Consider the following 20338-nt stretch of genomic DNA (forward strand, 5'->3'; position numbering starts at 1 on the left):
AGTGCCGGCCAGCGGCCGGAACTACCGGGCAGCGGCCCCCATGTCATCGATGTCCCGATGCAGGATGCGCCGCACTTCCAGTACCGCCTGCGGCGTTTCCTGCACACTGTGACCGGAGATGATCACCTTCTCCGACAGCGCGCCCGGCAGGTGTGCGCTCCAGTACGGCACCAGCCCGTCATCGGACTTCTCCACCGGCAGTTCCGGTTTGCGCTGGGCGATGATCGAGTGGTACTTCAGGCCCGCTTCGATCGGCAGCTGTGCGGCGGCCTTCACGAATGGATCGCTGGCCTTGAGGTTGTCGATGCTGTTCGGAATCTTCGGCTTGGCGGTGCCATCGACCTGCTGCTCGGCCTGCGCCAGTGCCATGAACACGTCCTCGAACTTGCCGAGGATGGTCAGCGGCAGGCGTACCAGGCGACCGATCAGCCGACCGACCTTGTTGCCGGCAATGTCGGTGCCCTGGTGCGGCGCGGCGATGAAGATCGCGCGTTCCACGTTCGGCTGTGCCTTGAAATGCAGCAGCGGACCCAGCTTGTTCTGCACCCGCTTCAGCCGTTCACCCTTCAGGTCGTAGTTGGCCAACAGGTCATTCCACAGCACGTCGCCCGAGTCGCTCACCAGCAGCCGGGCCAGTACACCGCCCATGCTGTGGCCGATGTAGACCATGTCCTTCGATGCACGCGTGCTGCCGTTGGGGTCGAAATGCTTCAGCGTGTCGTTGAACGCATTGGCGATCTCGTAGCGGTTCAATGCGATCGGCGCATTGGTCGGGTAATAGACCTGCCAGACCTGGAACTGCTGACGCAGCTCGGGATCGCCCATGATCTCGTTGGCCAGGTTCACCCACGCTTCCGGGCTGCTGGCCAGACCGTGCAGCATGAAGATGATGCGGCGGTTGGGGTCCCACGGCTGCATCAGGTAGATATGCGGCTCGCCGATGCCCTCGCTCATGCCGAACAGGGTGCGCAACGACTGCCGGGCGAAGCCACTCTGCGCCAGCCACAGGCCATAGGCGGCGGTGAAATTGCCGGCCAGCGGTACCTGCTCACCGTGCAGGGTGATGCGCTCGGTCGCTTCCGGCGAATAGGCATCCAGCTCGACCCGGCGCGTGCGCATCACGTCGTCCAGGCTGCTGCCCTCGAAACGCAGCAGTGCGGTGACGTTGATCGAGGACATCTCACTGAACTCGGGCACCGCGTCGTCATGGCGGTGGCGGCGACCACGGCGCGCATCGCCCTCATCGTCCCCGTCGTCCTGTGCGGACTCTGCCTTCGGGCCATCCGCCGCGATCACCGGTGCGACCAGCTTCGGCGGGTCCATCACCATCACCAGCTCGGCACCGAAGCCATCGCGGCGATAGGTACTGCGCAGGCCGACGAAGCTGACCGTGCCAGCCGGCACCAGCTGCGCAGGAATGCTCTTCAGGTTCAGCTGCTGGTAGTTGGAGGCCAGCGACCAGCTGCCGACCGAAATCGGCTTCGTATAGTCCTCGCCGGCCAATGCAGCGGCACGCGCGCGAACGAACAGCACCACCGCCGCCTTCTCCGCCGCATAGTTGTAGTAGTCGCGCACCTGGGTCTGCCGATCTTCAAAGGCGCGGTTGGACGGTGATCGACCGCTGTAGAACAGGTAGGCATACGCATAGCGCGCGGCCTCCAGCCAGGCATCCAGCGCCGCATCGCTCATCGGCGGATCGCCAGCCGCGGTCTTCTTCGGGGTCAGCGCCAGCGCCGCCTTCACCCACAGTTCGGACAGCGCCGACAGCCGCTGCTCGACATTCAGGTCGTCGGTCATCAGCAGCGTGCTGCGGCAGACCAGGAAGTCCTTCTCGCACTGCGACTCGTCCAGGCCTGCCGCGCTGAGCGTCTCGCGCGCGGCCGGGCTGAGCTTGCCGGTGTTGAGCACGTCGGCGCGCTTGTTGACCAGCGAATCGCTGGATTTGACCTGCTTGACGGTGACCATCGCGCAGCCGCTGCTGCCCAGCAGCAGGATGGCGGCGAACAACACCGGCAGCAGGCGCTGCCAGCGGGCTGGGAAAAATCGGGTCATTACCGGGGGTCCTGCTCGGTGCCGGGCACGCCCTGGCGGATCACGGTGGAGAAGTGCGGGCCATCGCCCAGGCCCAGCGCACGCCGGGTGATGCGGCCCTTGTCATGCAGCTCGGCGTACGGCACGCCTGGGGTGAGCGCACCGACCTCCTGCGCATACTCGGCCAGGTAACCGGACAGCAGCAGGCGGTAGTCCAGCGGCAGGCGTGGCGCGATGTGGCGGGCCAGGTCGAAAACGATGGTCGTGCAGTTGCTGGTCAGCGTGTTGTAGAAGCCCGGCTTCGCATCCAGTTCGCGGGCCTGCGCGATGTACGCGGCGAACAGTTCCTTCAACTGTGCGCGGTCCATGCCATGCAGGCGGTACAGGTAGACATCCTCGCCACGTGCGTTGGTGCGGGTACGGATGATGTCGGTCTCTTCTGAAGCCACCAGGGTCATCTCGAACTTGCGGAAGAAGCCGCCCAGCGCCGAGAACGATTCACCGCGCTCCTTGCGGATCTCCAGCGAGAAGACCACGTGGCGGCCATCCTCGAATCCGAACGAGATCAGCGTATGGGCGATGGCCGGGCCCATCCAGTACGACAGCACCAGGTCGGCCGAGCGAAGCTGGTCCAGGTCGTACTCGCGGCGCACCCAGTGCGCGTCGTAGTCGGTTTCGGTGCGCCAGCTGAAATCACGCACGTTGTCCAGCACGACATGACGGCCATCGAAGGACACCACGCGCAGGCGCTGCGCCACGTCATCGGCCCACAGCCGGTCCTGGCGCGGCGTCAGCAGCAACCACCACAGACCAGCCAGTGCCAGTGATGCCCCGAACGCCAGGCCCAGGCGGCGCGAGGCACGGCCCCGCGCGACCCGCCACGATGTCCACAGCGCCACCAGCAGCCACACCCCGGCAACGCCGTTAACCAGCCAGCCCGGCCCCGGCAACTGATAGGCCAGCAGCCCGGTCACCCACAGCGCCAGCAGCGCCATGGCACTTCCTGTCATCCATCGTCCTGCGGCGTTCACTGGCATCCTGTCGCGGTCCTGAAGCCGCATAGTTAGCCACAAGCCGGTTCACCGTGGCATCTACGGTCCGTTCAGGCAGGCCGGCGCACCGTCGGCGGCGGCCCCTGCGGCCGCGTTCCACTTCACAGGAGCAATGATGGGCATCACTTCCGTGGCCGGCGTTCCGGTCCAACCCCAGCACCGGGCGACCTGCCACTGCGGTACGGTCGAGCTGCTGCTGGACCTGCCTGACGGCATTGTCGATCCGCGCCGCTGCGACTGCTCGATGTGCCGCCGCCGTGGCGCCATCGCCGCCAGCGTCGGCCGCGAGGGCCTGCTGGTGCTGCGCGGACAGAGCCACCTGCAGCTGTACCAGTTCAACACCCATGTGGCCGAGCACTACTTCTGCGGCGTGTGCGGCATCTATACCCATCACCGGCGCCGCTCCAACCCCGACCAGTACGGCTACAACGTGGCCTGCCTGGAGGGCATCGACCCGTTCGCGCTGGGCATCATTCCTGTCAACGACGGTGTCAACCACCCTGCTGACCGCACCACCTAGTGATGCTTGCGCCGCGGCGGCGCGGCAACCTTCTGCCAGGGTGCCATGCCGCTGCGACCGGCCCGCGCCGGCCGCTTCAGCCAGGGTCTGCGTGGCACGGCCTGCGGCGCCACCGTAACCGGGGCAGGGAGCGGCCTGCGGCCAGGCCAGAGATGATCGAACAGCCACATGGCGGGTCTCCGTGGGGGACGGGGACGACCTACCCTAGCGACGCCAGGGCAAAGAACGGGTGATGGCGCTGCGGCAGCCAGATGACAACGGTCGCGGCGGCCGTCACGTCTGCAGCCGTGACCGGCCCAGGCGGCGTACCAGTACGAAGAACAGCGGCACCAGCACCACCGCCAGCACGGTGCCGGAGACCATGCCGCCGATCACGCTCATGCCGATCTCCCGCCGGCTGACCGCACCGGCACCGGTAGCCAGCGCCAGCGGAATGACACCGGCGACGAACGCCAGCGAGGTCATCACGATCGGCCGCAGGCGCAGGCGTGCGCCCTCCAGTGCAGCCTCCAGCGCTGAACTGCCCGCGCGATAACGGGCCTCGGCGAACTCCACGATCAGGATCGCATTCTTCGCCGATAGGCCGATGGTGGTCAGCAGCCCGACCTGGAAGTAGATGTCGTTGACGAAGCCCGCAGCGGTGGTCGCCAGCACCGTGCCGATCACGCCCAGCGGAATCACCAGTACCACGGCCACCGGCACCGTCCAGCTTTCATAGAGCGCAGCCAGGCACAGGAAGATGAAGGCGATCGAGGCCAGGTAGAGCCACACCGTCTGGTTGCTGGCCAGCTGCTCCTGGTAGGACAGTCCGCTCCACTGCAGGTCGAATCCCGGCTGGCCGGCAACCAGTGCCTGCATGTGCTGCATCGCTTCACCCGAACTGCGCCCTTCTGCGGCACTGCCCTGGATCTGCATGGCCGGCAGACCGTTGAAGCGCTGCTGCAGCTGCGGCCCGCGCGCCCAGTGGCTGCTGGCGAAGCTGGCAAACGACGCCATCTGCCCATTGCCGCCGCGCACATACCATTGGCCGATGTCATCGGGCACGCTGCGGTAGGGTTGGTCGCCCTGCATGTAGACCCGCTTGACCCGGCCACGATCGAGGAAATCATTGATGTAGCTGCCGCCCCAGGCCGCCGACAGGGTGGAATTGATGTCGGCCTGGGACAGGCCCAGTGCACTGGCCTGGGCATGGTCGATGTCCAGCCGCAGCTCAGCCTTGTCACCCAGGCCGTTCAGGCGCACCGAGGTGAGCCCGTCGTCTTCGCCGGCCGCACGCACCACCTGTTCCTGCGCTGCCTGCAGGGCCACGCGCCCGGCTGCACTGGTGTCCTGCAGCCACAGTTCGAAGCCGCTGGACTGGCCCAGTCCGCGTACTGCCGGTGGCGCCAGCACATTGACCTTTGCGTCGGGCAGTGCACGGAAGTAGGCGTTGGCGCGCGCGATGATGGCAGCAGCCGTGTTGTCACCCCTGCGTTCGTCCCACGGCTTGAGCGCCAGGAAACCCTGTCCGGCATTCTGGCCGGTGCCGGCATTGTTGCGGCCGACCACCACGAACACCACGTCCAGGTTCTGCTTCTCGTGCTGCATGAAGTAGCGGCTGATCTGTTCGCCCAGCGCTTCGGTACGCGCCATCGGCGTGCCCTCCGGCGTGGAGAACTGGAAAGTCACCTGGCCCTGGTCTTCCACCGGCAGGAAGCCGGTGGGCATCCGCGCGTACAGCGCAATCATGGCGACCACCAGCAGCAGGTAGAACGCCATCCAGCGGCGCGGGTGGGTGACCACGCCACCGAGCTTTCCCTGATAGGCCAACTGGCTGCGCTCGACACCCCGGTTGAACGCCCTGAAGAAGCGGCCCTGCGGTTTCTGCGCCGAAGATGGCTTGAGCAGGGTCGCGCACAGCGCCGGGGTCAGCGTCAGCGCCACCAGCGCTGACAACGCCATGGCCGAAGCAATGGTGATCGAGAACTGGCGATAGATGATGCCGGTGGAACCACCGAACAGGGCCATCGGCAGGAACACCGCGCCCAGCACCACGGTGATACCGATCAGCGCGCCGGTGATCTCGCCCATCGATTTTTCGGTGGCCTCGCGTGGCGGCAGGTGCTCGTCGTGGATGATGCGCTCCACGTTCTCCACCACCACGATCGCGTCGTCGACCAGCAGGCCGATCGCCAGCACCATCGCAAACAAGGTGAGCGTGTTGATTGTGAATCCGGCGACCGCCAGCACCCCGAACGTACCCAGCAGCACCACCGGCACCGTGATCGCGGGGATCAACGTGGCACGCAGGTTCTGCAGGAACAGGAACATCACCACGACCACCAGCACGATGGCTTCGATGAGGGTATGGATGACACCCTCGATCGAGACCCGCACGAACGGTGTGCTGTCGCGGGGATAGGCGACCTGCAGCCCGGGCGGGAAGGTTGGTCGCAGGCGCTCGATCTCCTCACGGACCGCATCCGCGGTGGCCAGCGCATTGGCGCCGGAGGCCAGCGTGACCGAGAAACCCGCCGCCGGATAGCCATTGAGATAGCTGCTGGTCTGGTAGTTCTCGGCACCGATCTCCACCCGTGCCACGTCGCCCAGGTGCACGGCGGCGCCGCTGGGCAACGTGCGCAGGATGATCGCGCGGAACTGTTCGGGCGTCTGCAGGCGCGACTGCGCGGTGACGGTTGCATTCAGGCTCTGCGTCGCGCTGGACGGCAACGCCCCCAGCTCACCGGCGGTGACCTGGGTGTTCTGGGCCTGGATAGCCGTGCGCACGTCGGCCGGCATCAGGTCGTAGGCACGCAACTTGTGCGGGTCCAGCCACACGCGCATCGCATACGCCGAGCCGAACACATTGATCTCGCCGACACCCGGGATGCGGCTGATCGGATCCTGCACGTTGCTGACCAGGAAGTCGGAAACGTCCACCCGTTCCATGCGCCGGCTGGTGTCATACAGCGATACCACCATCAGCGAGTCACCCTGCGACTTCGCCACGGTCACACCCTGCTGCTGCACTTCCTGCGGCAGCCGGTTGATGGCCTGGTTGACGCTGTTCTGCACCTGGACCTGGGCGATGTCCGGATTGGCGCTCTGGTCGAAGGTGACGGTGATCCGCGCCTGTCCCGACGACGAGCTGGTGGATGAGAAGTACAGCAGGTGATCGATGCCCTTGATCTGCTGTTCGATCACCTGGGTGACGCTGTCTTCCACCGTCTGCGCCGAGGCGCCGGTGTAGTTGGCGGTGATGTTGACCTGCGGCGGTGCGATGTCCGGGTACTGCTCGACCGGCAGCTGGCTGACGGCGATCGCGCCGAAGGCCATGATGCAGATCGCCAGCACCCAGGCGAATACCGGGCGGTGGATGAAGAAGCGCGGCAGCATGGGCTCAGTCCTTCCCGGTGGCTGCTGGCGTGACTGCCGCCGCGGGTTTCACCTGCACGGCCATGCCATCGGAGAGCCCCTGTGCACCGGCCACGACCACCCGTTCGCCGGCAACGACGCCATCCAGCACCAGCCACTGGTCGCCGATCGCGCGGGCGGTACGGAACAGGCGCAGCTTCGCCTTGCCGCCCTCGTCCACCACCCACACCTGCGCCTCGCCCTTCGGGCTGCGGTCCACCGCCGACTGCGGCACCAGCAGCGCCTGCTGCTGCGTGCCCTGCCCCACCTGCGCCCGCACATACATTCCCGGCAGCAGCTGCCCGGCGGGATTGGGAAAACGGGCACGCAGGGTGATGCTGCCGGTTTCCTGCTGCACGTCTATGTCGGCAAATTCCAGGGTGCCGGGCAACGGATACGCACTGCCATCGGACAGGCGCAGCCGCACCGCAGCGGTGGTGGCCTGCACGCCGCCGTCGGCGATCGCGCGGCGCAGCGCCAGATACTCGTTGCTGGACTGGGTGATGTCCACGTTCATCGGGTCGACCTGCTGGATCCGCGCCAGCGGGTCGGCCTGGCCCGAGGTGACCAGCGCACCCGGCGTGAACAGCGCACGACCGATGCGCCCGGCAATTGGTGCTGTGACCGTGGCAAAACCCAGCCGTGTGCGCGCAGTGTCCAAGCTCGCCTGCGCTGCCTGTACGGCGGCCGCCGCCTGCTGTCCATTGGCAACGGCGTCGTCCACGTCCTGGCGCGCGGCCAGCTGCTCGCCGCCCAGCGCTTGCATCCGTTGCGCGCGCAGGCGTGCGGTGACTGCCGCCGCTTCGGCGGTTTTCAGGTTGGCTTGAGCCTGATTCAGCGCCGCCTGGTACAGGGCAGGTTCGATCTGGAACAAGGGCTGCCCGGCACGCACGGTTTCGCCCTCCTCGAACAGGCGTTTCACCAGCACGCCATCCACCTGCGGGCGCACATCCGACTCCTGCGATGCGATGGTTCGCCCCGGCAGCTCCTGTTCCATCGCCAGCGGCCTTTCCTGCAGGGTCAGCACCTCCACCTCGTGAAGCCTGCCGGCCGGCTTGGGCGCATCCTTGCCGCAGGCCGTCAACAGGCCGAGCAGAACGAGCGCAAGCAGCAATGGCCGCCGGATCCGCGGTGCCCGGGCGCAGCGTGGCAGGGGGATGTGCAGGACGTTCATCGGTGGCCGGGATTCCGCGCGCCGGGGGGAGACGCTCGGCGCCGAATATAGAAGACCTGTGCGCGGATTCCGGCGAATCGCGCATGAAACATTTTTCATTTGCAGTCACCGCGCGCGGTTGCGAGGATGGCAGCCATCCAACCTGCACACTGGCCCATGCCGCGCGTACTCACCATCGAGGACGACCTTGTCACTTCGGAGGAAATCGCAACCGAACTGCGCAGTCATGGCTTCGAGGTCGACGTTGCCGTTGATGGCACTGCCGGCCTCGCATTGGCGCGTGCGGGCGACTACGCGGTGATCACCCTGGACCGCATGCTGCCCGGCATCGACGGCCTGGCGCTGGTCACTGTCCTGCGCCGCGAAGGCATCGTCACCCCCGTGCTGATGATCAGCGCGCTGTCGGATGTGGACGAGCGTGTACGCGGCCTGCGTGCGGGGGGCGACGACTACCTGACCAAGCCCTTCGCGTCCGACGAAATGGCGGCCCGCGTGGAGGTATTGATCCGTCGCCAGAGCCAGGCCGGCCCTGCAGACAATGTCCTGCGCGCCGGCGACCTCGAACTGGATCTGATGACCCGTTCGGCCCGGCGTGGCGGGCAGGAGATCAGCCTGCTGCCGACGGAGTTCAAGCTGCTCGAATTCCTGGTCCGCAACGCCGGCCAGGTCGTCACCCGCAGCATGTTGTTCCAGGAAGTCTGGGGCTATCACTTCGACCCCGGCACCAACCTGATCGACGTCCACATCGGCCGTGTTCGCAAGCGCATCGAGCAGCCGGGCCGCCCGCAACCCATCACCACCGTGCGTGGAACCGGCTATGTCTTCGATGCGCAACCCTGACCAGTGGCGTTCGTCCAGCAGCCGTCTGCTCGGGTTGTACTGCATTCTGTTCGTCGCCTGGTCGAGCCTGCTGCTGGGGGTCATGTACTGGCGCATCTCGGATTACCTCAATGACCTGACCGAATCGGGCCTGCAGCAGCGCGCCCACTTGTTCATGAGCTTCGACGGGCCGGCGCTGGATGAAGCGCTGCGTGACAGCCAGCGCTTCGATCTGCACCAGGTCTATACCTATGGGTTGTTCGACAAGGCCGGCGTGCCGATGGCGGGCCCGCTGACGGCCATCCCCGAGGGATTGCCGCTGGATGGCAACTCGCATGCGGTGGACGGTTGGACGCTGGCCGATGGCCGCTACGACAACGGTGGCAGAGCGCTCGGCGTGGTGACCCGCGATGGCAGGACGCTGGTATTCGTGCGCCAGAACGGCAAGCTCATGGCGGTCAACAGCATCATTCTCGATGCACTGCTGTGGGGCGTGTCGCTGACCGTGATTCCCGGCCTGGTGGGCTGGCATCTGCTGCGCCGGCGCCCGCTGAAGCGGATCCAGCAGATCGAAGCCGCCACCAGCCGCATCGTCGCCGGCGACCTCGGCCAGCGCCTGCCGGTGTCCAACCGTCGCGACGAGATCGATCGGCTGTCGAGCATCGTCAACGCCATGCTGGAGCGCATCGAGCAGCTGATGACCGAGGTCAAAGGCGTATGCGACAGCATCGCCCACGATCTGCGCACCCCGCTGACGCGGCTGCGGGCGCATCTGTACCGGATGCGCGTGGGTCTGGACGAACAGGATGCCCATGCCGACCCGCTGGACAAGGCACTGGCTGAAACGGACATGCTGATGGCACGTTTTACCGCGCTGCTGCGTGTCTCCGAACTGGAAAGCCACCAGCGGCGCTCGGCGTTCGACGAGGTCGACCTTGCCGAGCTGCTGCAGGAACTGCACCAGTTCTACCTGCCACTGGCCGAAGAGAAGCAGCAGGTGCTGGAGTTGCAGGTGTATCCACAGGTTGGCCTGCTGCGTGGCGACCGTGAACTGTTGTTCGAAGCGGTGGCGAACCTGCTGTCCAACGCCCTGCAGTTCACCCCTGCACACGGCCGCATCCTGCTGCGTGCGGTCGACGATCACGGCGCCCCGAGGATCGATGTGATCGACAATGGACCTGGCATCCCGCCGCAGGACCGCACGCTGATCTACCAGCGTTTCTTCCGCGGCAGCAGCAGCGCCGGCCAGGGACCGGGGTTCGGGCTGGGACTGTCGATCGTGGCTGCCATCGCCGGCCTGCACGGCTTCCGGCTGCGCGCGGGCAGCGCCCCGGGCGGCGGCGCCTGGCTGAGCATCCGAGGCGCCGCAGACGGCCTGCCCTGACACCGGGCCCGGGGGCTTCAATCGCATTTGGGAATCATTTGTATTTGTAGACAGGCATCCGGATAATCCGCCGTCACCGCCTTCCCGGATTCCTGACGATGCCCGCCCTGTCGCCGCGCCGCCCGCTGCTGTACACGCTCGCCCTGCCCCCCCTGCTGGCCTCGGCCATCGCCCAGGCCCAGGACGGCTCGGCGGCACGCACATTGGACAAAGTGACCGTAGTGGCCGAGCGGGCCAGCACCGCGACCAAGACCGATACCGCCCTGACCGAGACCCCACAGGCGATCAGCGTGGTCACCCAGCAGCTGTTCACCAACCGCGGTGCGCACAACCTGCAGGAAGTGCTGCGCTACAGCGCCGGCGTGACCGCCGATGCCTGGGGCCTGGATACCCGCAACGACGCGACCTCGGTACGCGGGCTGGACCCGGTGCAGTACCAGGATGGCCTGCGCCGCAGCTACGGGTTCAGCCCCCTCGCCCGCCCGGAAATCTATGGCCTGGAACGCGTGGAAGTACTGCGCGGCCCGTCCTCGGTGCTGTACGGTGCCGGCGCCACCGGCGGCATCATCAATGCGATGAGCAAGCGCCCGGTTTTCGGCGCCCTCGCTGGCGAGGTCGGCGTGCAGCTCGGCAGTTTCGACCGCAGGCAGCTGCAGGGAGACTTCAGCGGTGCATTGAACGATGCCGGTACGCTTGCCGGCCGCTTCGTCGGGCTGCTGCGTGAGTCGAACATGCAGACCGATGTACTGAAGGACGACCGCGTCTATCTGGCCCCCTCGGTCAGCTGGCGCGGCGAACGCAGCACGCTCACCCTGCTGGCCAGCTACCAGCACGACAGGACCGGCTCCAGCCAGCAGTTCCTGCCGCTGGCCGCGACCCTGCTGGCACCGCCCGGGCGCCGCCTGGATCCTTCCACCTTCATCGGTGACCCCGACTTCGACCGCATCGACTCGCGCGTCTACAGCCTGACCGCACTGTTCGACCATCGCTTCAACGATGTGCTCAGCCTGCGCTCGGCCATACGCTACATCGACGGCAAGACGACGCTGCAGCAGATGTACGTGGACAGCTACAGCAATCCGGCCGATCCGTTCATCGACGCTGCGCGCCGCGTGGTCAACCGCACCGCCTACGGCACCCGCCCGGACGTGCAGATCCTCAGCACCGACAACGCGCTGCAGTTCGACTTCACCACAGGTGCCTTCCAGCATCTGCTGCTGGCCGGCGTGGACTACAGCCGCTACCAGGAACAGCTGCAGCGACTGGATGCCACCGGCACGCCGATCGATATCTACGCCCCGGTGTCGGTGGCACCCACGGTACGCGGCTGGGAGCGGCAACCCGACCAGACCTCCACCCAGCTGGGCGTGTACGTGCAGGACCAGATCCGCTGGGCCGACCAGGTTTCGCTGGTGCTGGGCGCACGCCGCGACCACGCGCGCTCGAAGACTGAAGGCCAGCCCAGCCAGACCGACAACGCGACGACCTACCGCGCCGGGTTGATCGGTGAACTGGGCGCGGGCCTGTCGCCCTACCTGAGCTACAGCGAATCGTTCCTGCCGGTGGCCGGCCAGGACCTGTTCGGCCAGGCCTTCAAGCCGATGCGTGGCCGCCAGACCGAGGCCGGCCTCAAGTGGCAACCGGCACGCAATCTGCTGCTGACGCTGGCCGCGTACCGCATCACCGAAACCAACCGCCAGACCAACGATCCGGACAACGTGCTGAACGTGGTGCAGACCGGGCAGATCCGCTCCAAGGGCATCGAGCTGGAAGGCCAGTTCCAGTTCGCCAACGATCTGACCATCACCGCCGCCGTGGCACGCAACGAGGCCGAGGTCAGCCGCAGCAACTTCGCGCTGGAAGTAGGCGAGCGCCTGAACGATACACCCCAGGACCTGGCCTCGGCCTGGGTCTCGAAGGGCTTCCAGCTTGACGATGCCGCGCGCCTGCGCCTGGGCCTGGGCGTGCGCCACGTCGGCAACACCGTATCGCTGGGCAATGGCGGACGCATCATCACGCCCAGCTACACGCTGGCCGATGCACTGGTGGAAGTGCAGGTGACCGACTGGACGATGGCATTGAACATCACCAACCTCACGGACAAGCGCTACTACGCACCCTGCCGCACCTTCGGCGACTGCTTCGCCGGCTATCCGCGCGTGGTCACCGGCACCATCAGCTATCGGTTCTGAGCACGGCCATTGCCGACCGCAGCAGCAGCAGGTGCAACAGCACCGCGCATGCGGCGGTCAGCAGGGCCAGCAGACGCAGCAGCACCGCCAGCGCCTCGGCACTGGCGTGCTGCAGCTGCCCGCTGCTCATCGACGGCAGCAGTGCCGCCGCCTGGCCATGCGCTCCGGTTGCCAGATAGGCGCCGGCACGCGCCAGCGATGCTGGCGACGTTCCCTGGAGATGCTCGCTGACAAGCAGCGACAGCACTGCAGTCACGGCCGCCAGTGCAATGCCTTCGCCGGCCACCCGCACGGTGCCGAAGATGCCTGCAGCCATGCCGGCGCGCTGCACCGGCACTACGCTCACCGACAACCCATCCATCAGCCCCCACGGCAAGGCCGTGCCCGCGCCGATCAGCACCAGCCATGGCATCCACTGCCACGGCGACGGATGGGCCGCATGCCGTGACAGCAGATACAGGCCGCACGCACACACCAGCAGGCCAAGCGTGCACAGCCGTGCGCTGCCAATCCGTTCCGCCCAGCGCGCGGCCAGTAGCGGCAGCACCAGCATCGGCGCAGACAGGGCCAGCATCTGCAGGCCAACCCACGTGGCGCTCTGCCCGTGCACACCCAGGAGTTGAAGCGGCAGCACCACCAGCAGCACCACGTAGCCCAGGCAGGTCGCCACCGGTAGCAGCTGGACGCCCAGGAACGCCGGTTGCGAGAACAGCGAGAGGTCCAGCAGCGGGAAGGGATGCATCCGTTCGATGCAGACGAACGCTGCGCCGAGCAACAGCGTAGCGAGCAATGCCAGTTGCACGCGCATGGCGTGCACGCCGAATTCGCCCAGCCACAGCAGGGCCAGCGTCAGCGCCGCCAGCATCATGCTGAAGCCCAGCATGCCGCTGATATCCAACCGGCCACGCTCGCCATGACTCTCGGTCAACACGCGCGCGCCCAGTGCGAAGGCCGCCAACGCCAGTACACCACCGGCTGCGAACACACTACGCCATCCCAGTGCCTGCAGCAGCAGGCCCGCCAGCAACGGCCCAAGCGCCAGCCCCGCACCGAACGTCGTACCCAGCAGGGCGAAGACGCGGCCACGCGCCGGCCCCTGCCAGCCCTGCGCCAGCGCCGCGGTGCCCGAGGCCAGCGCGGCGGCGGCAGCAACGCCCTGCAGGCCGCGCGCCAGATCCAGCCACAGCAGCGTCGGCGCCAGGCATACAGCGGTTGTAGCGGCGGTGAAACCGGCCGTGCCCAGCAGGAACATCCGCCGGCGGCCATAGCGGTCGGCCAGGCCACCGGCAGCCAGCAGCAGGCTGCCGAAGGTCAGCATGAAGGCATTGGTCACCCAGGCCAGTGCGGTGGGCGAGGCCCCTGCAGAAAGAGCCAGCACCGGCACCGCGACGGCACCGGCCGAAAAGGACAACGGCAGCGCCAGCGCGGCCAGGCAGACCGCAAGCAGCGTCCAACGCTGCTGCGTGCGATCGGATTCAGGGAGCATCGAAACCGGGGCCATGCGGGCCTCCATCCATCAGGGGCGTTGATGATGGGCAGGCCGCTATTGCTGAAAAACAGGCTGGATGGACGTTGATTGCGGCCAGATGTTCCGCAATCATGCCCGCATGGATTCCATCTCTGCCCTGCTCGCCTTCGTCCGAACCGCCGAGGCCGGCAGCATCGTCGGCGCCGCCCGTGTGCTCGGCCTGTCGGCTTCGGCGGTCGGCAAGCGCATCTCACGCCTCGAACAGGACCTGGGCACGCGCCTGTTCCAACGCACCACCCGCCGCGTGCACCTCACCGACGAAGGCGAACTGCTGCTGCAACGCTGCCGGCGCGCACTGGACGAGCTTTCCGAGGCACAGGCGGATCTGGCGCAGCGACAGCGCGCGCCGAGCGGCCTGCTGCGCATCGGCCTGCCCACCATCGGCTACCGGTTCCTGCTGCCGGTGCTGCCCGGCTTCCAGCAGCGCTACCCGCAGGTACAGCTGGAACTGGACTTCAACGACCGCATCGTCGATGTGGTCAACGAAGGCCTCGACGCGGTGATACGCAGCGGTGAACTGGCCGACTCCAGCCTGACCGCGCGGCGGCTGGGTGGCTTTCGTTTCATGCTCTGTGCCGCGCCCGGCTATCTGCAGGCGCACGGCACGCCGGCCGACGTGGGCGACCTGCGCATGCATGCGGCACTGCGGTTCCGTTACCCCACCACCGGAAAGCTGCATCCGTGGCGGCTGCCGGGGATTGAAGGTGATGCCGGAGCGCACCTGCCCACGGCAATGACCTGCAACAACATGGAAGCGCTGCTGGCCGCCGTCATCGGTGGCATGGGCCTGGGCTGGATGCCCGACTTCCTGGCGGCCGACGCTCTGGCCGACGGTCGCCTGCAACAGGTGCTGCCATCGTTACCCGCGCACAAGGGGCAGTTCTCGCTGCTATGGCCCGGTGGGCGCCACCCCAGCGCACGCCTGCGGGTGTTCATCGACTATGCCGCTGCGCATCTGTTCCGCAGCGGCCAGGCATAGCCGATCCGCAGGATCAGCCGGTGGTCGCGGCCATCAGGAAATTGCGCACCACCGGCAACGCCTGTTCCGGGCGCGTGCAGAACTGAAGCGCGAAACACGCTGCATCGCCATCCAGCACACGGTAGACAATCTCCTGCGGACGAAAGCTGGCCATGCTGGCAGGCACGATCGCCACGCCGGCGTCTACGGCCACCAGTGACAACACCGCGTGCATGCCCTGCGCTTCCTGCACCACGCGCGGCGTGAATCCCGCCGCCGTGCACAGGCCCAGCACCTGTGCATGGAAGCCGATGCCCTCGCCCGCCGGCCAGGAAACGAACGGCTCGTCAGCCAGCATCGCCACACTGACCTCCGGCGCATCGGCCAATGCATGTGCACGCGGCAGCGCAATCGCCAAACGGTCGTGGTCGAAGTCGTGCAGCACCAGCTCAGCTGCGGGAATCGGTGGAATCAACACGCCGACGTCGATGCGCTGCTCACGCAACCACAGCTGCTGCTGGTGCGATGTGGCTTCCTGCAGATGCAGCTGCACCTGCGGATACCGTTGGCGGAAATGGCGGATCAGCCCCGGCAAGCGCCCGTACAGTGCACTTCCCACGTAACCGACGCGCAGACTGCCACTGTGCCCCGCTGCCGCTTCGCGCGTGCGCTGCAATGCCTGTTCGGCCTGCTGCAGGGTTGCCCGTGCTTCCGCCAGCAGGGTCTGCCCGGCCACGGTCAAGCCCAGGGTGCGATTGCCGCGCATGATCAGTTCGCTGCCCAGCTCATCTTCCAGCCGCCGGATTGCGGCCGTCAACGGCGGTTGCGACATGTGCAGGCGGGCCGCGGCGCGATGGAAATGCAGTTCTTCGGCCACGGCCACGAACTGGCGAAGCAGGCGCAGGTCGATCATCTCGAAGCAGACAGTAGGAACCTGCCTAGGGTACGCCCTCAACCACGCTGGTCCACGCTGGCGCGCGCGATGGCCGGCCACTGCAGGGCCACCGACTCGATGCTGTCCGCACTGACCGCACGCAGATCGCGCGGGTAGGCTACATGCGCGGCGTCCTGCAGGCGCAGTGCATGGAACTGCCCGTTGCTGGCACGCAGTGCCCACCCACCCTCCTGGCAGCGCGTGGATGCCAGATAGGCCACTCCCTGCGCAACGGCGTCCGGATGCAGTTCGTCGGGCTCGCCCTCGATGCCCCACATGCGTGTCTTCGCCACCGGCGAAACCGCATTGACCACGATGCCGTGCTCGGCACCTTCCAGCGCCAGCACATTGACCAGGCCAAGCGCGGCCAGCTTGCCCATCGCATAGGCGGACAGTCCGCGCTGTGCGTACTGCGGATACAGCGCGCGATCGGAGGTGGTGATGACGATGCGGCCACCGCCCGCCGCGCGCATCGCGGGCCACGCCGCCTGCGCCAACCACAGCGGTGTCTTCGCCGCCAGGCACAGCATCCGATCCAGTGCTTCGTCCGTGATCACTTCCAAGGCCTGGTATTCGACCCAGCCGGCGTTGTGGATCAGGAAGTCGATGCGCCCATGCTGGTGCAGCAGGTCCTGCAGGAGTGCGCCGCACCCCGCGCGATGATCGATGCGCCCGGACACGGCCTGCACGGAATGGCCCTGCGCCTGCAGCGCCTCGACACTGCGTTGGATGCGCTGCGGATCATGGCCACAACCATCGGTGCCGGCACCGACGTCATGCATCACCACGTGCGCACCACGTTCGGCCAGCAGCCGGCTGTAGGCCAGGCCCAGTCCACCGGCGGCGCCCGTCACCAGGCCGACCTGGCCCTCAAAGGAAATTCGGGAAATCGGCTTCATTCGCACAGCTTCAGCCACACGCCACTGACAGGGCCAATACCATTGGCCGCACACCACGATACGCACACGCTATCGTCGAAAAAGGGGACGGAAGGGATTAAGTCGTTTCAGGCACAGCGGTGCCAAATACGACTTAATCCCCTCCGTCCCCTTTTTCTTCAGCGGCTGAAGTGGCGGGCGCCGGCGACGCAGAGCACGGCGGCCAGCGTCACCAGCACCATGCCCAGGCTGACCGACTCGTGCAGCAGCAATGCAGCCAGCGTCAGACCGAAGAAGGGTTGCAGCAGCTGCAACTGGCCGACAGCGGCTATGCCGCCTTGTGCCAGACCGCGATACCAGAACAGGAACCCAAGCAGCATGCTGAACACCGCCACGTAGCCCAGTGCCCACCATGCCGACGCGTCGACCGCTGCAAACGAGGCCGGTCGCATCAGCACCGTCAATGGAAGCATCACCGGCAACGCCAGCAGCAGTGCCCAGCTGATCACCTGCCAGCCACCCAGATGCCGAGCCAGCCGGCCGCCTTCGGCATACCCCAGGCCGCACACCACGATCGCCGCCAGCATCAGCAGGTCGGCCTGCAGCGAGGCTTCGATGCCGTTGCGTGCGGCATAGCCGACCACACACGCGCTTCCCAGCAGCGAAAACAGCCAGAACGCGGGTCGCGGCCGATCGCCACCACGCAGGACGCCGAACACCGCAGTGCTCAGCGGCAACAGGCCCAGGAATACGATGGTGTGCGCTGATGAAGCATGGCGCAGGGCCAGCGCGGTCAGCAGCGGGAATCCGACCACCACCCCGAGGCTGACAACCGCCAGTCCAGGCAGATCACTCCGGCGCGGCCACGGCTGGCGCAGCATCAGCAGCAGGCCCAGGCCGAGTACCGCAGCGATGGTGGCCCGCGCGGCAGTGACGAAGCCTGCATCCAACTGCAGCACCGCCAAGCGCGTGGCCGGCAACGAGCCGGCAAAGATCACCACGCCAATGAAGCCATTGATCCAACCATTCGCCGACCGTTCCACGCCTGTGCTCCCGCAATGCCGGGCGATGCCCGGTGGACGATCATGGAAACATCGACCACGACATCTCCCCAGCTACAATCCAGTACAGTTTCAAGAAACTGTACTGCTCACACTTCCACTACAGTGCCGCCATGAACCGCCCCCTCACCCGCATTGAATCGGTCATCCAGACGGTCCGTAGCCGCATCACCGCACGGGTGGACGGGCCAGGCTCGCGCCTGCCCTCGGTGCGCGCGCAGGCAGCGGCGATGGGGGTGTCGGTGTCCACCGTGGTCGAGGCCTACGAACGCCTGGCAGCGGAAGGCGTGATCGCCGCGCGCGCCGGGTCCGGCTTCTACGTCAGTGGGCCGGCCGCGCCGCTCGCACTGGCCGGGATGGAACCACGGCTGGACCGTGCGGTGGATCCGCTGTGGGTATCGCGGCAGTCGCTGGAAACACCCACCGGCCACCTCAAGCCTGGCTGCGGCTGGATGCCCAGCGAGTGGCTGTATCACGAAGGCGTGCGTCGCGGCCTGCGGCGCTTGGCACGTGTCGATGCACCGCAGCTGGCCGACTACGCCGGACCGCTCGGGCTGCCCGCCCTGCGCCAACTGCTGCAGCGGCGTGCGGCCATGCTGGGCATCGACGCGCCGATGGAGCAGATCCTGCTCACCGAATCGGGCACCCATGCCGTCGACCTGATCGGCCGTTTCCTGCTCAAGCCCGGCGACTGCGTGCTGGTCGACGACCCCAGCTACTTCAATTACCACGCCCTGCTGAAGGCGCACCAGGTGCAGGCGGTGGGCGTGCCCTACACGCACACCGGTCCGGACCTGCACGCATTCGAACAGGCGCTGCAGGCACATTCGCCACGGCTGTACATCACCAATTCCGGCCTGCACAACCCGACCGGCGCGATGCTCTCGGCCAGCACCGCACATCGGCTGCTGGGGCTGGCCGAACGCAGCGAACTGATCATCGTCGAGGACGACATCTTCGCCGACTTCGAACTGCAGCCGGCACCGCGCCTTGCTGCGCTCGATGGGCTGTCGCGGGTGATCCACGTCGGCAGTTTCTCCAAGACCCTGTCGGCCGCTTCGCGCTGTGGCTACATCGCTGCACGCCATGACTGGATCGAGGCACTGACCGATCTGAAGCTGGCCACCAGCTTCGGCGGCGGCCATCTGGCGATGCAGTTGATGCACATCGCGCTGACCGACAGTGGCTATCGCCGCCACATGCAATCGGTGCGCTCGCGCCTGGCCGATGCGCGCCGGCACACATTGCGGAAACTGCACACGCTGGGCATTACCCCGTGGCTGCAGCCGGAAGCCGGCCTGTTCCTCTGGTGCCAGCTTCCCGATGGCCGCGACGCCGCTGCGCTGGCACGGCAATGCCTGCGCGAAGGCATCGTGCTGGCTCCGGGCAACGCCTTCAGCCAATCGCAGCGCGCGGCTGACTATGTGCGCTTCAACGTCTCGCAGTGCCAGGACCCACGGATCTGGCAGGTACTGGCACGGGCGCTGCAATAGGCGCGTAATGCGCCACCAGCGCGTCCACCACCACCCGCACGCCCGGCAACTGCCCACGGCGATGCGGCAGCAGCACAGTGGTCGTGACCTCACCGGCATGCCACGCCGGCAGCACGCGCTGCAGGCGGCCAGCAGCGATGGCCGCCGCACACAGGCTGCGGGGCAACACGGTAATCCCAAGCCCTGCTTCAGCCGCCGCGATCAGCAGCTGCGATTCGTTGCCGACCATTGCCACCCGGGGCTCCACCAGCACAGTGCGCGCGTCAGCATCGTGCAGCGTCCAGCGTGTTGCGTGGCGTGCGGTCAGCAGGCCGGCATGCATGTGCAGCTGCTCGGGGGTGTCCAATGCCAGCGCCGAGGCCAGGTAGGCAGGCGACGCTACCAGCACGATGCGCTCGCTACCCAGCTGGCGCTGCACCAAGCCGGAATCAGGCAGCGGACCGAAGTGGCTGCGCAGCGCGATGTCGATGCCCTCCTGCGCCAGGTCGATGAAACGATCGCTGGCCTCCACCTCGATGCGCAGGCGCGGGTAACGCCGTGCCAGCGCAGGCAGGCAGGCGGCGAGCGGGCCCTGCACCACCGGAATCGACGCGCTGATGCGTACGGTGCCGCTGGGTTCGGCCTGGCGCCCTCGGACGATGGTTTCAGCTGCTTCCACTTCCGACAGCGCCGCACGTGCACGCTCGAAGAATTCCTGGCCGATCTCGGTCAATGCGAAACGGCGCGAACTGCGCTGCAACAGGCGAACCTGCAGCTGCTCCTCCAGCAATGCCACGCGCTTGCTCAGGGTGGAGCGCGGCAGGCCGAGATGGCGGCCGCCGGCGGCGAAACCACCTTGCTCTACTGCGGTCACGAACAGGGCCAGGTCGTTGAGGTTGAGCATGCGCAACGTCCACAGGTGTGGACTTCAGGATGCCATTT

At 66.9% G+C, this 20338-nt stretch carries 15 protein-coding genes; 6 read left to right on the top strand and 9 right to left on the bottom strand.

Annotated features, from left to right (window positions below):
* Positions 1–21: 21 nt before the first annotated feature.
* On the bottom strand, positions 22–2052 hold the full coding sequence (locus D7Y61_RS14100) for an esterase/lipase family protein (protein WP_180866913.1): 2031 nt from the start codon (positions 2050–2052) through the stop codon (positions 22–24).
* Positions 2052–3026, bottom strand: a complete 975-nt coding sequence (locus D7Y61_RS14105; RefSeq protein WP_180867033.1) for a DUF4105 domain-containing protein — start codon at positions 3024–3026, stop codon at positions 2052–2054. Before D7Y61_RS14105 ends, D7Y61_RS14100 begins: the two co-directional genes overlap by 1 nt.
* A gap of 172 nt (positions 3027–3198) precedes the next feature.
* On the opposite strand from D7Y61_RS14105, the gene D7Y61_RS14110 reads away from it, so the two are divergent.
* Entirely contained in the window at positions 3199–3603 is a 405-nt protein-coding gene (locus D7Y61_RS14110) for a GFA family protein (RefSeq protein ID WP_180866915.1), read from the top strand.
* A gap of 273 nt (positions 3604–3876) precedes the next feature.
* Here D7Y61_RS14110 and D7Y61_RS14115 read toward each other — a convergent pair whose 3' ends face one another.
* Both D7Y61_RS14115 and D7Y61_RS14120 read right to left on the bottom strand, forming a co-directional pair.
* A complete protein-coding gene (locus tag D7Y61_RS14115; RefSeq protein ID WP_180866917.1) occupies positions 3877–6978 on the bottom strand; it encodes an efflux RND transporter permease subunit in 3102 nt (1033 codons plus the stop codon).
* A 4-nt stretch (positions 6979–6982) separates the two neighbouring features.
* On the bottom strand, positions 6983–8170 hold the full coding sequence (locus D7Y61_RS14120) for an efflux RND transporter periplasmic adaptor subunit (protein ID WP_180866918.1): 1188 nt from the start codon (positions 8168–8170) through the stop codon (positions 6983–6985).
* A gap of 156 nt (positions 8171–8326) precedes the next feature.
* On the opposite strand from D7Y61_RS14120, the gene D7Y61_RS14125 reads away from it, so the two are divergent.
* The 3 genes from D7Y61_RS14125 (at position 8327) to D7Y61_RS14135 (ending at position 12565) form a co-directional block, all read left to right on the top strand.
* On the top strand, positions 8327–9010 hold the full coding sequence (locus tag D7Y61_RS14125; protein ID WP_180866919.1) for a response regulator transcription factor: 684 nt from the start codon (positions 8327–8329) through the stop codon (positions 9008–9010).
* Positions 8997–10373 carry a sensor histidine kinase gene (locus D7Y61_RS14130; protein ID WP_180867036.1) on the top strand — a complete coding sequence of 459 codons (1377 nt, stop codon included), beginning with the start codon at positions 8997–8999 and terminating at the stop codon, positions 10371–10373. The genes D7Y61_RS14125 and D7Y61_RS14130 overlap by 14 nt, the downstream gene beginning before the upstream one ends.
* 98 nt (positions 10374–10471) lie before the next feature.
* Positions 10472–12565, top strand: a complete 2094-nt coding sequence (locus D7Y61_RS14135) for a TonB-dependent siderophore receptor (RefSeq protein ID WP_180866920.1) — start codon at positions 10472–10474, stop codon at positions 12563–12565.
* On the opposite strand, the gene D7Y61_RS14140 is transcribed toward D7Y61_RS14135, so the two are convergent.
* Positions 12549–14066, bottom strand: coding sequence for an MFS transporter (locus D7Y61_RS14140; RefSeq protein WP_180866921.1), 1518 nt, complete (start codon positions 14064–14066; stop codon positions 12549–12551). The two genes, D7Y61_RS14135 and D7Y61_RS14140, sit on opposite strands and share 17 nt — an antisense overlap.
* A gap of 106 nt (positions 14067–14172) precedes the next feature.
* Here D7Y61_RS14140 and D7Y61_RS14145 point away from each other — a divergent pair, with 106 nt between their 5' ends.
* Positions 14173–15072 (top strand): LysR substrate-binding domain-containing protein, encoded by a 900-nt coding sequence (locus tag D7Y61_RS14145; protein WP_180866922.1) that lies wholly within the window; start codon positions 14173–14175, stop codon positions 15070–15072.
* A 13-nt stretch (positions 15073–15085) separates the two neighbouring features.
* Here the strand turns inward: D7Y61_RS14145 and D7Y61_RS14150 are convergent, their stop codons facing one another.
* The 3 genes from D7Y61_RS14150 to D7Y61_RS14160 form a co-directional block, all read right to left on the bottom strand.
* A complete protein-coding gene (locus D7Y61_RS14150; RefSeq protein ID WP_180866923.1) occupies positions 15086–15964 on the bottom strand; it encodes a LysR family transcriptional regulator in 879 nt (292 codons plus the stop codon).
* Between the two features lie 38 nt (positions 15965–16002).
* Positions 16003–16884 (bottom strand): SDR family NAD(P)-dependent oxidoreductase, encoded by an 882-nt coding sequence (locus D7Y61_RS14155; RefSeq protein ID WP_180866925.1) that lies wholly within the window; start codon positions 16882–16884, stop codon positions 16003–16005.
* Between the two features lie 158 nt (positions 16885–17042).
* On the bottom strand, positions 17043–17906 hold the full coding sequence (locus tag D7Y61_RS14160) for an EamA family transporter (protein ID WP_180866927.1): 864 nt from the start codon (positions 17904–17906) through the stop codon (positions 17043–17045).
* A 131-nt stretch (positions 17907–18037) separates the two neighbouring features.
* On the opposite strand from D7Y61_RS14160, the gene D7Y61_RS14165 reads away from it, so the two are divergent.
* A complete protein-coding gene (locus D7Y61_RS14165) occupies positions 18038–19417 on the top strand; it encodes a PLP-dependent aminotransferase family protein (protein ID WP_180866928.1) in 1380 nt (459 codons plus the stop codon).
* Here the strand turns inward: D7Y61_RS14165 and D7Y61_RS14170 are convergent.
* A complete protein-coding gene (locus D7Y61_RS14170; RefSeq protein ID WP_180866930.1) occupies positions 19356–20300 on the bottom strand; it encodes a LysR substrate-binding domain-containing protein in 945 nt (314 codons plus the stop codon). The two genes, D7Y61_RS14165 and D7Y61_RS14170, sit on opposite strands and share 62 nt — an antisense overlap.
* Between the last annotated feature and the right edge of the window lie 38 nt (positions 20301–20338).

The organism is Stenotrophomonas maltophilia (assembly GCF_013464485.1).
In the GTDB taxonomy this organism is placed as follows: domain Bacteria; phylum Pseudomonadota; class Gammaproteobacteria; order Xanthomonadales; family Xanthomonadaceae; genus Stenotrophomonas; species Stenotrophomonas maltophilia_AW.

Bases quoted from the DNA above. Each gene is read 5' to 3' on its own strand.
- D7Y61_RS14150 (WP_180866923.1), bottom strand. From the start codon at position 15,964: ATGATCGACCTGCGCCTGCTTCGCCAGTTCGTGGCCGTGGCCGAAGAA.
- D7Y61_RS14120 (WP_180866918.1), bottom strand. From the start codon at position 8,170: ATGAACGTCCTGCACATCCCCCTGCCACGCTGCGCCCGGGCACCGCGG.
- D7Y61_RS14115 (WP_180866917.1), bottom strand. From the start codon at position 6,978: ATGCTGCCGCGCTTCTTCATCCACCGCCCGGTATTCGCCTGGGTGCTG.
- D7Y61_RS14140 (WP_180866921.1), bottom strand. From the start codon at position 14,066: ATGGCCCCGGTTTCGATGCTCCCTGAATCCGATCGCACGCAGCAGCGT.
- D7Y61_RS14145 (WP_180866922.1), top strand. From the start codon at position 14,173: ATGGATTCCATCTCTGCCCTGCTCGCCTTCGTCCGAACCGCCGAGGCC.
- D7Y61_RS14105 (WP_180867033.1), bottom strand. From the start codon at position 3,026: ATGGCGCTGCTGGCGCTGTGGGTGACCGGGCTGCTGGCCTATCAGTTG.
- D7Y61_RS14170 (WP_180866930.1), bottom strand. From the start codon at position 20,300: ATGCTCAACCTCAACGACCTGGCCCTGTTCGTGACCGCAGTAGAGCAA.
- D7Y61_RS14130 (WP_180867036.1), top strand. From the start codon at position 8,997: ATGCGCAACCCTGACCAGTGGCGTTCGTCCAGCAGCCGTCTGCTCGGG.
- D7Y61_RS14135 (WP_180866920.1), top strand. From the start codon at position 10,472: ATGCCCGCCCTGTCGCCGCGCCGCCCGCTGCTGTACACGCTCGCCCTG.
- D7Y61_RS14165 (WP_180866928.1), top strand. From the start codon at position 18,038: ATGAACCGCCCCCTCACCCGCATTGAATCGGTCATCCAGACGGTCCGT.
- D7Y61_RS14100 (WP_180866913.1), bottom strand. From the start codon at position 2,052: ATGACCCGATTTTTCCCAGCCCGCTGGCAGCGCCTGCTGCCGGTGTTG.
- D7Y61_RS14110 (WP_180866915.1), top strand. From the start codon at position 3,199: ATGGGCATCACTTCCGTGGCCGGCGTTCCGGTCCAACCCCAGCACCGG.
- D7Y61_RS14125 (WP_180866919.1), top strand. From the start codon at position 8,327: ATGCCGCGCGTACTCACCATCGAGGACGACCTTGTCACTTCGGAGGAA.
- D7Y61_RS14155 (WP_180866925.1), bottom strand. From the start codon at position 16,884: ATGAAGCCGATTTCCCGAATTTCCTTTGAGGGCCAGGTCGGCCTGGTG.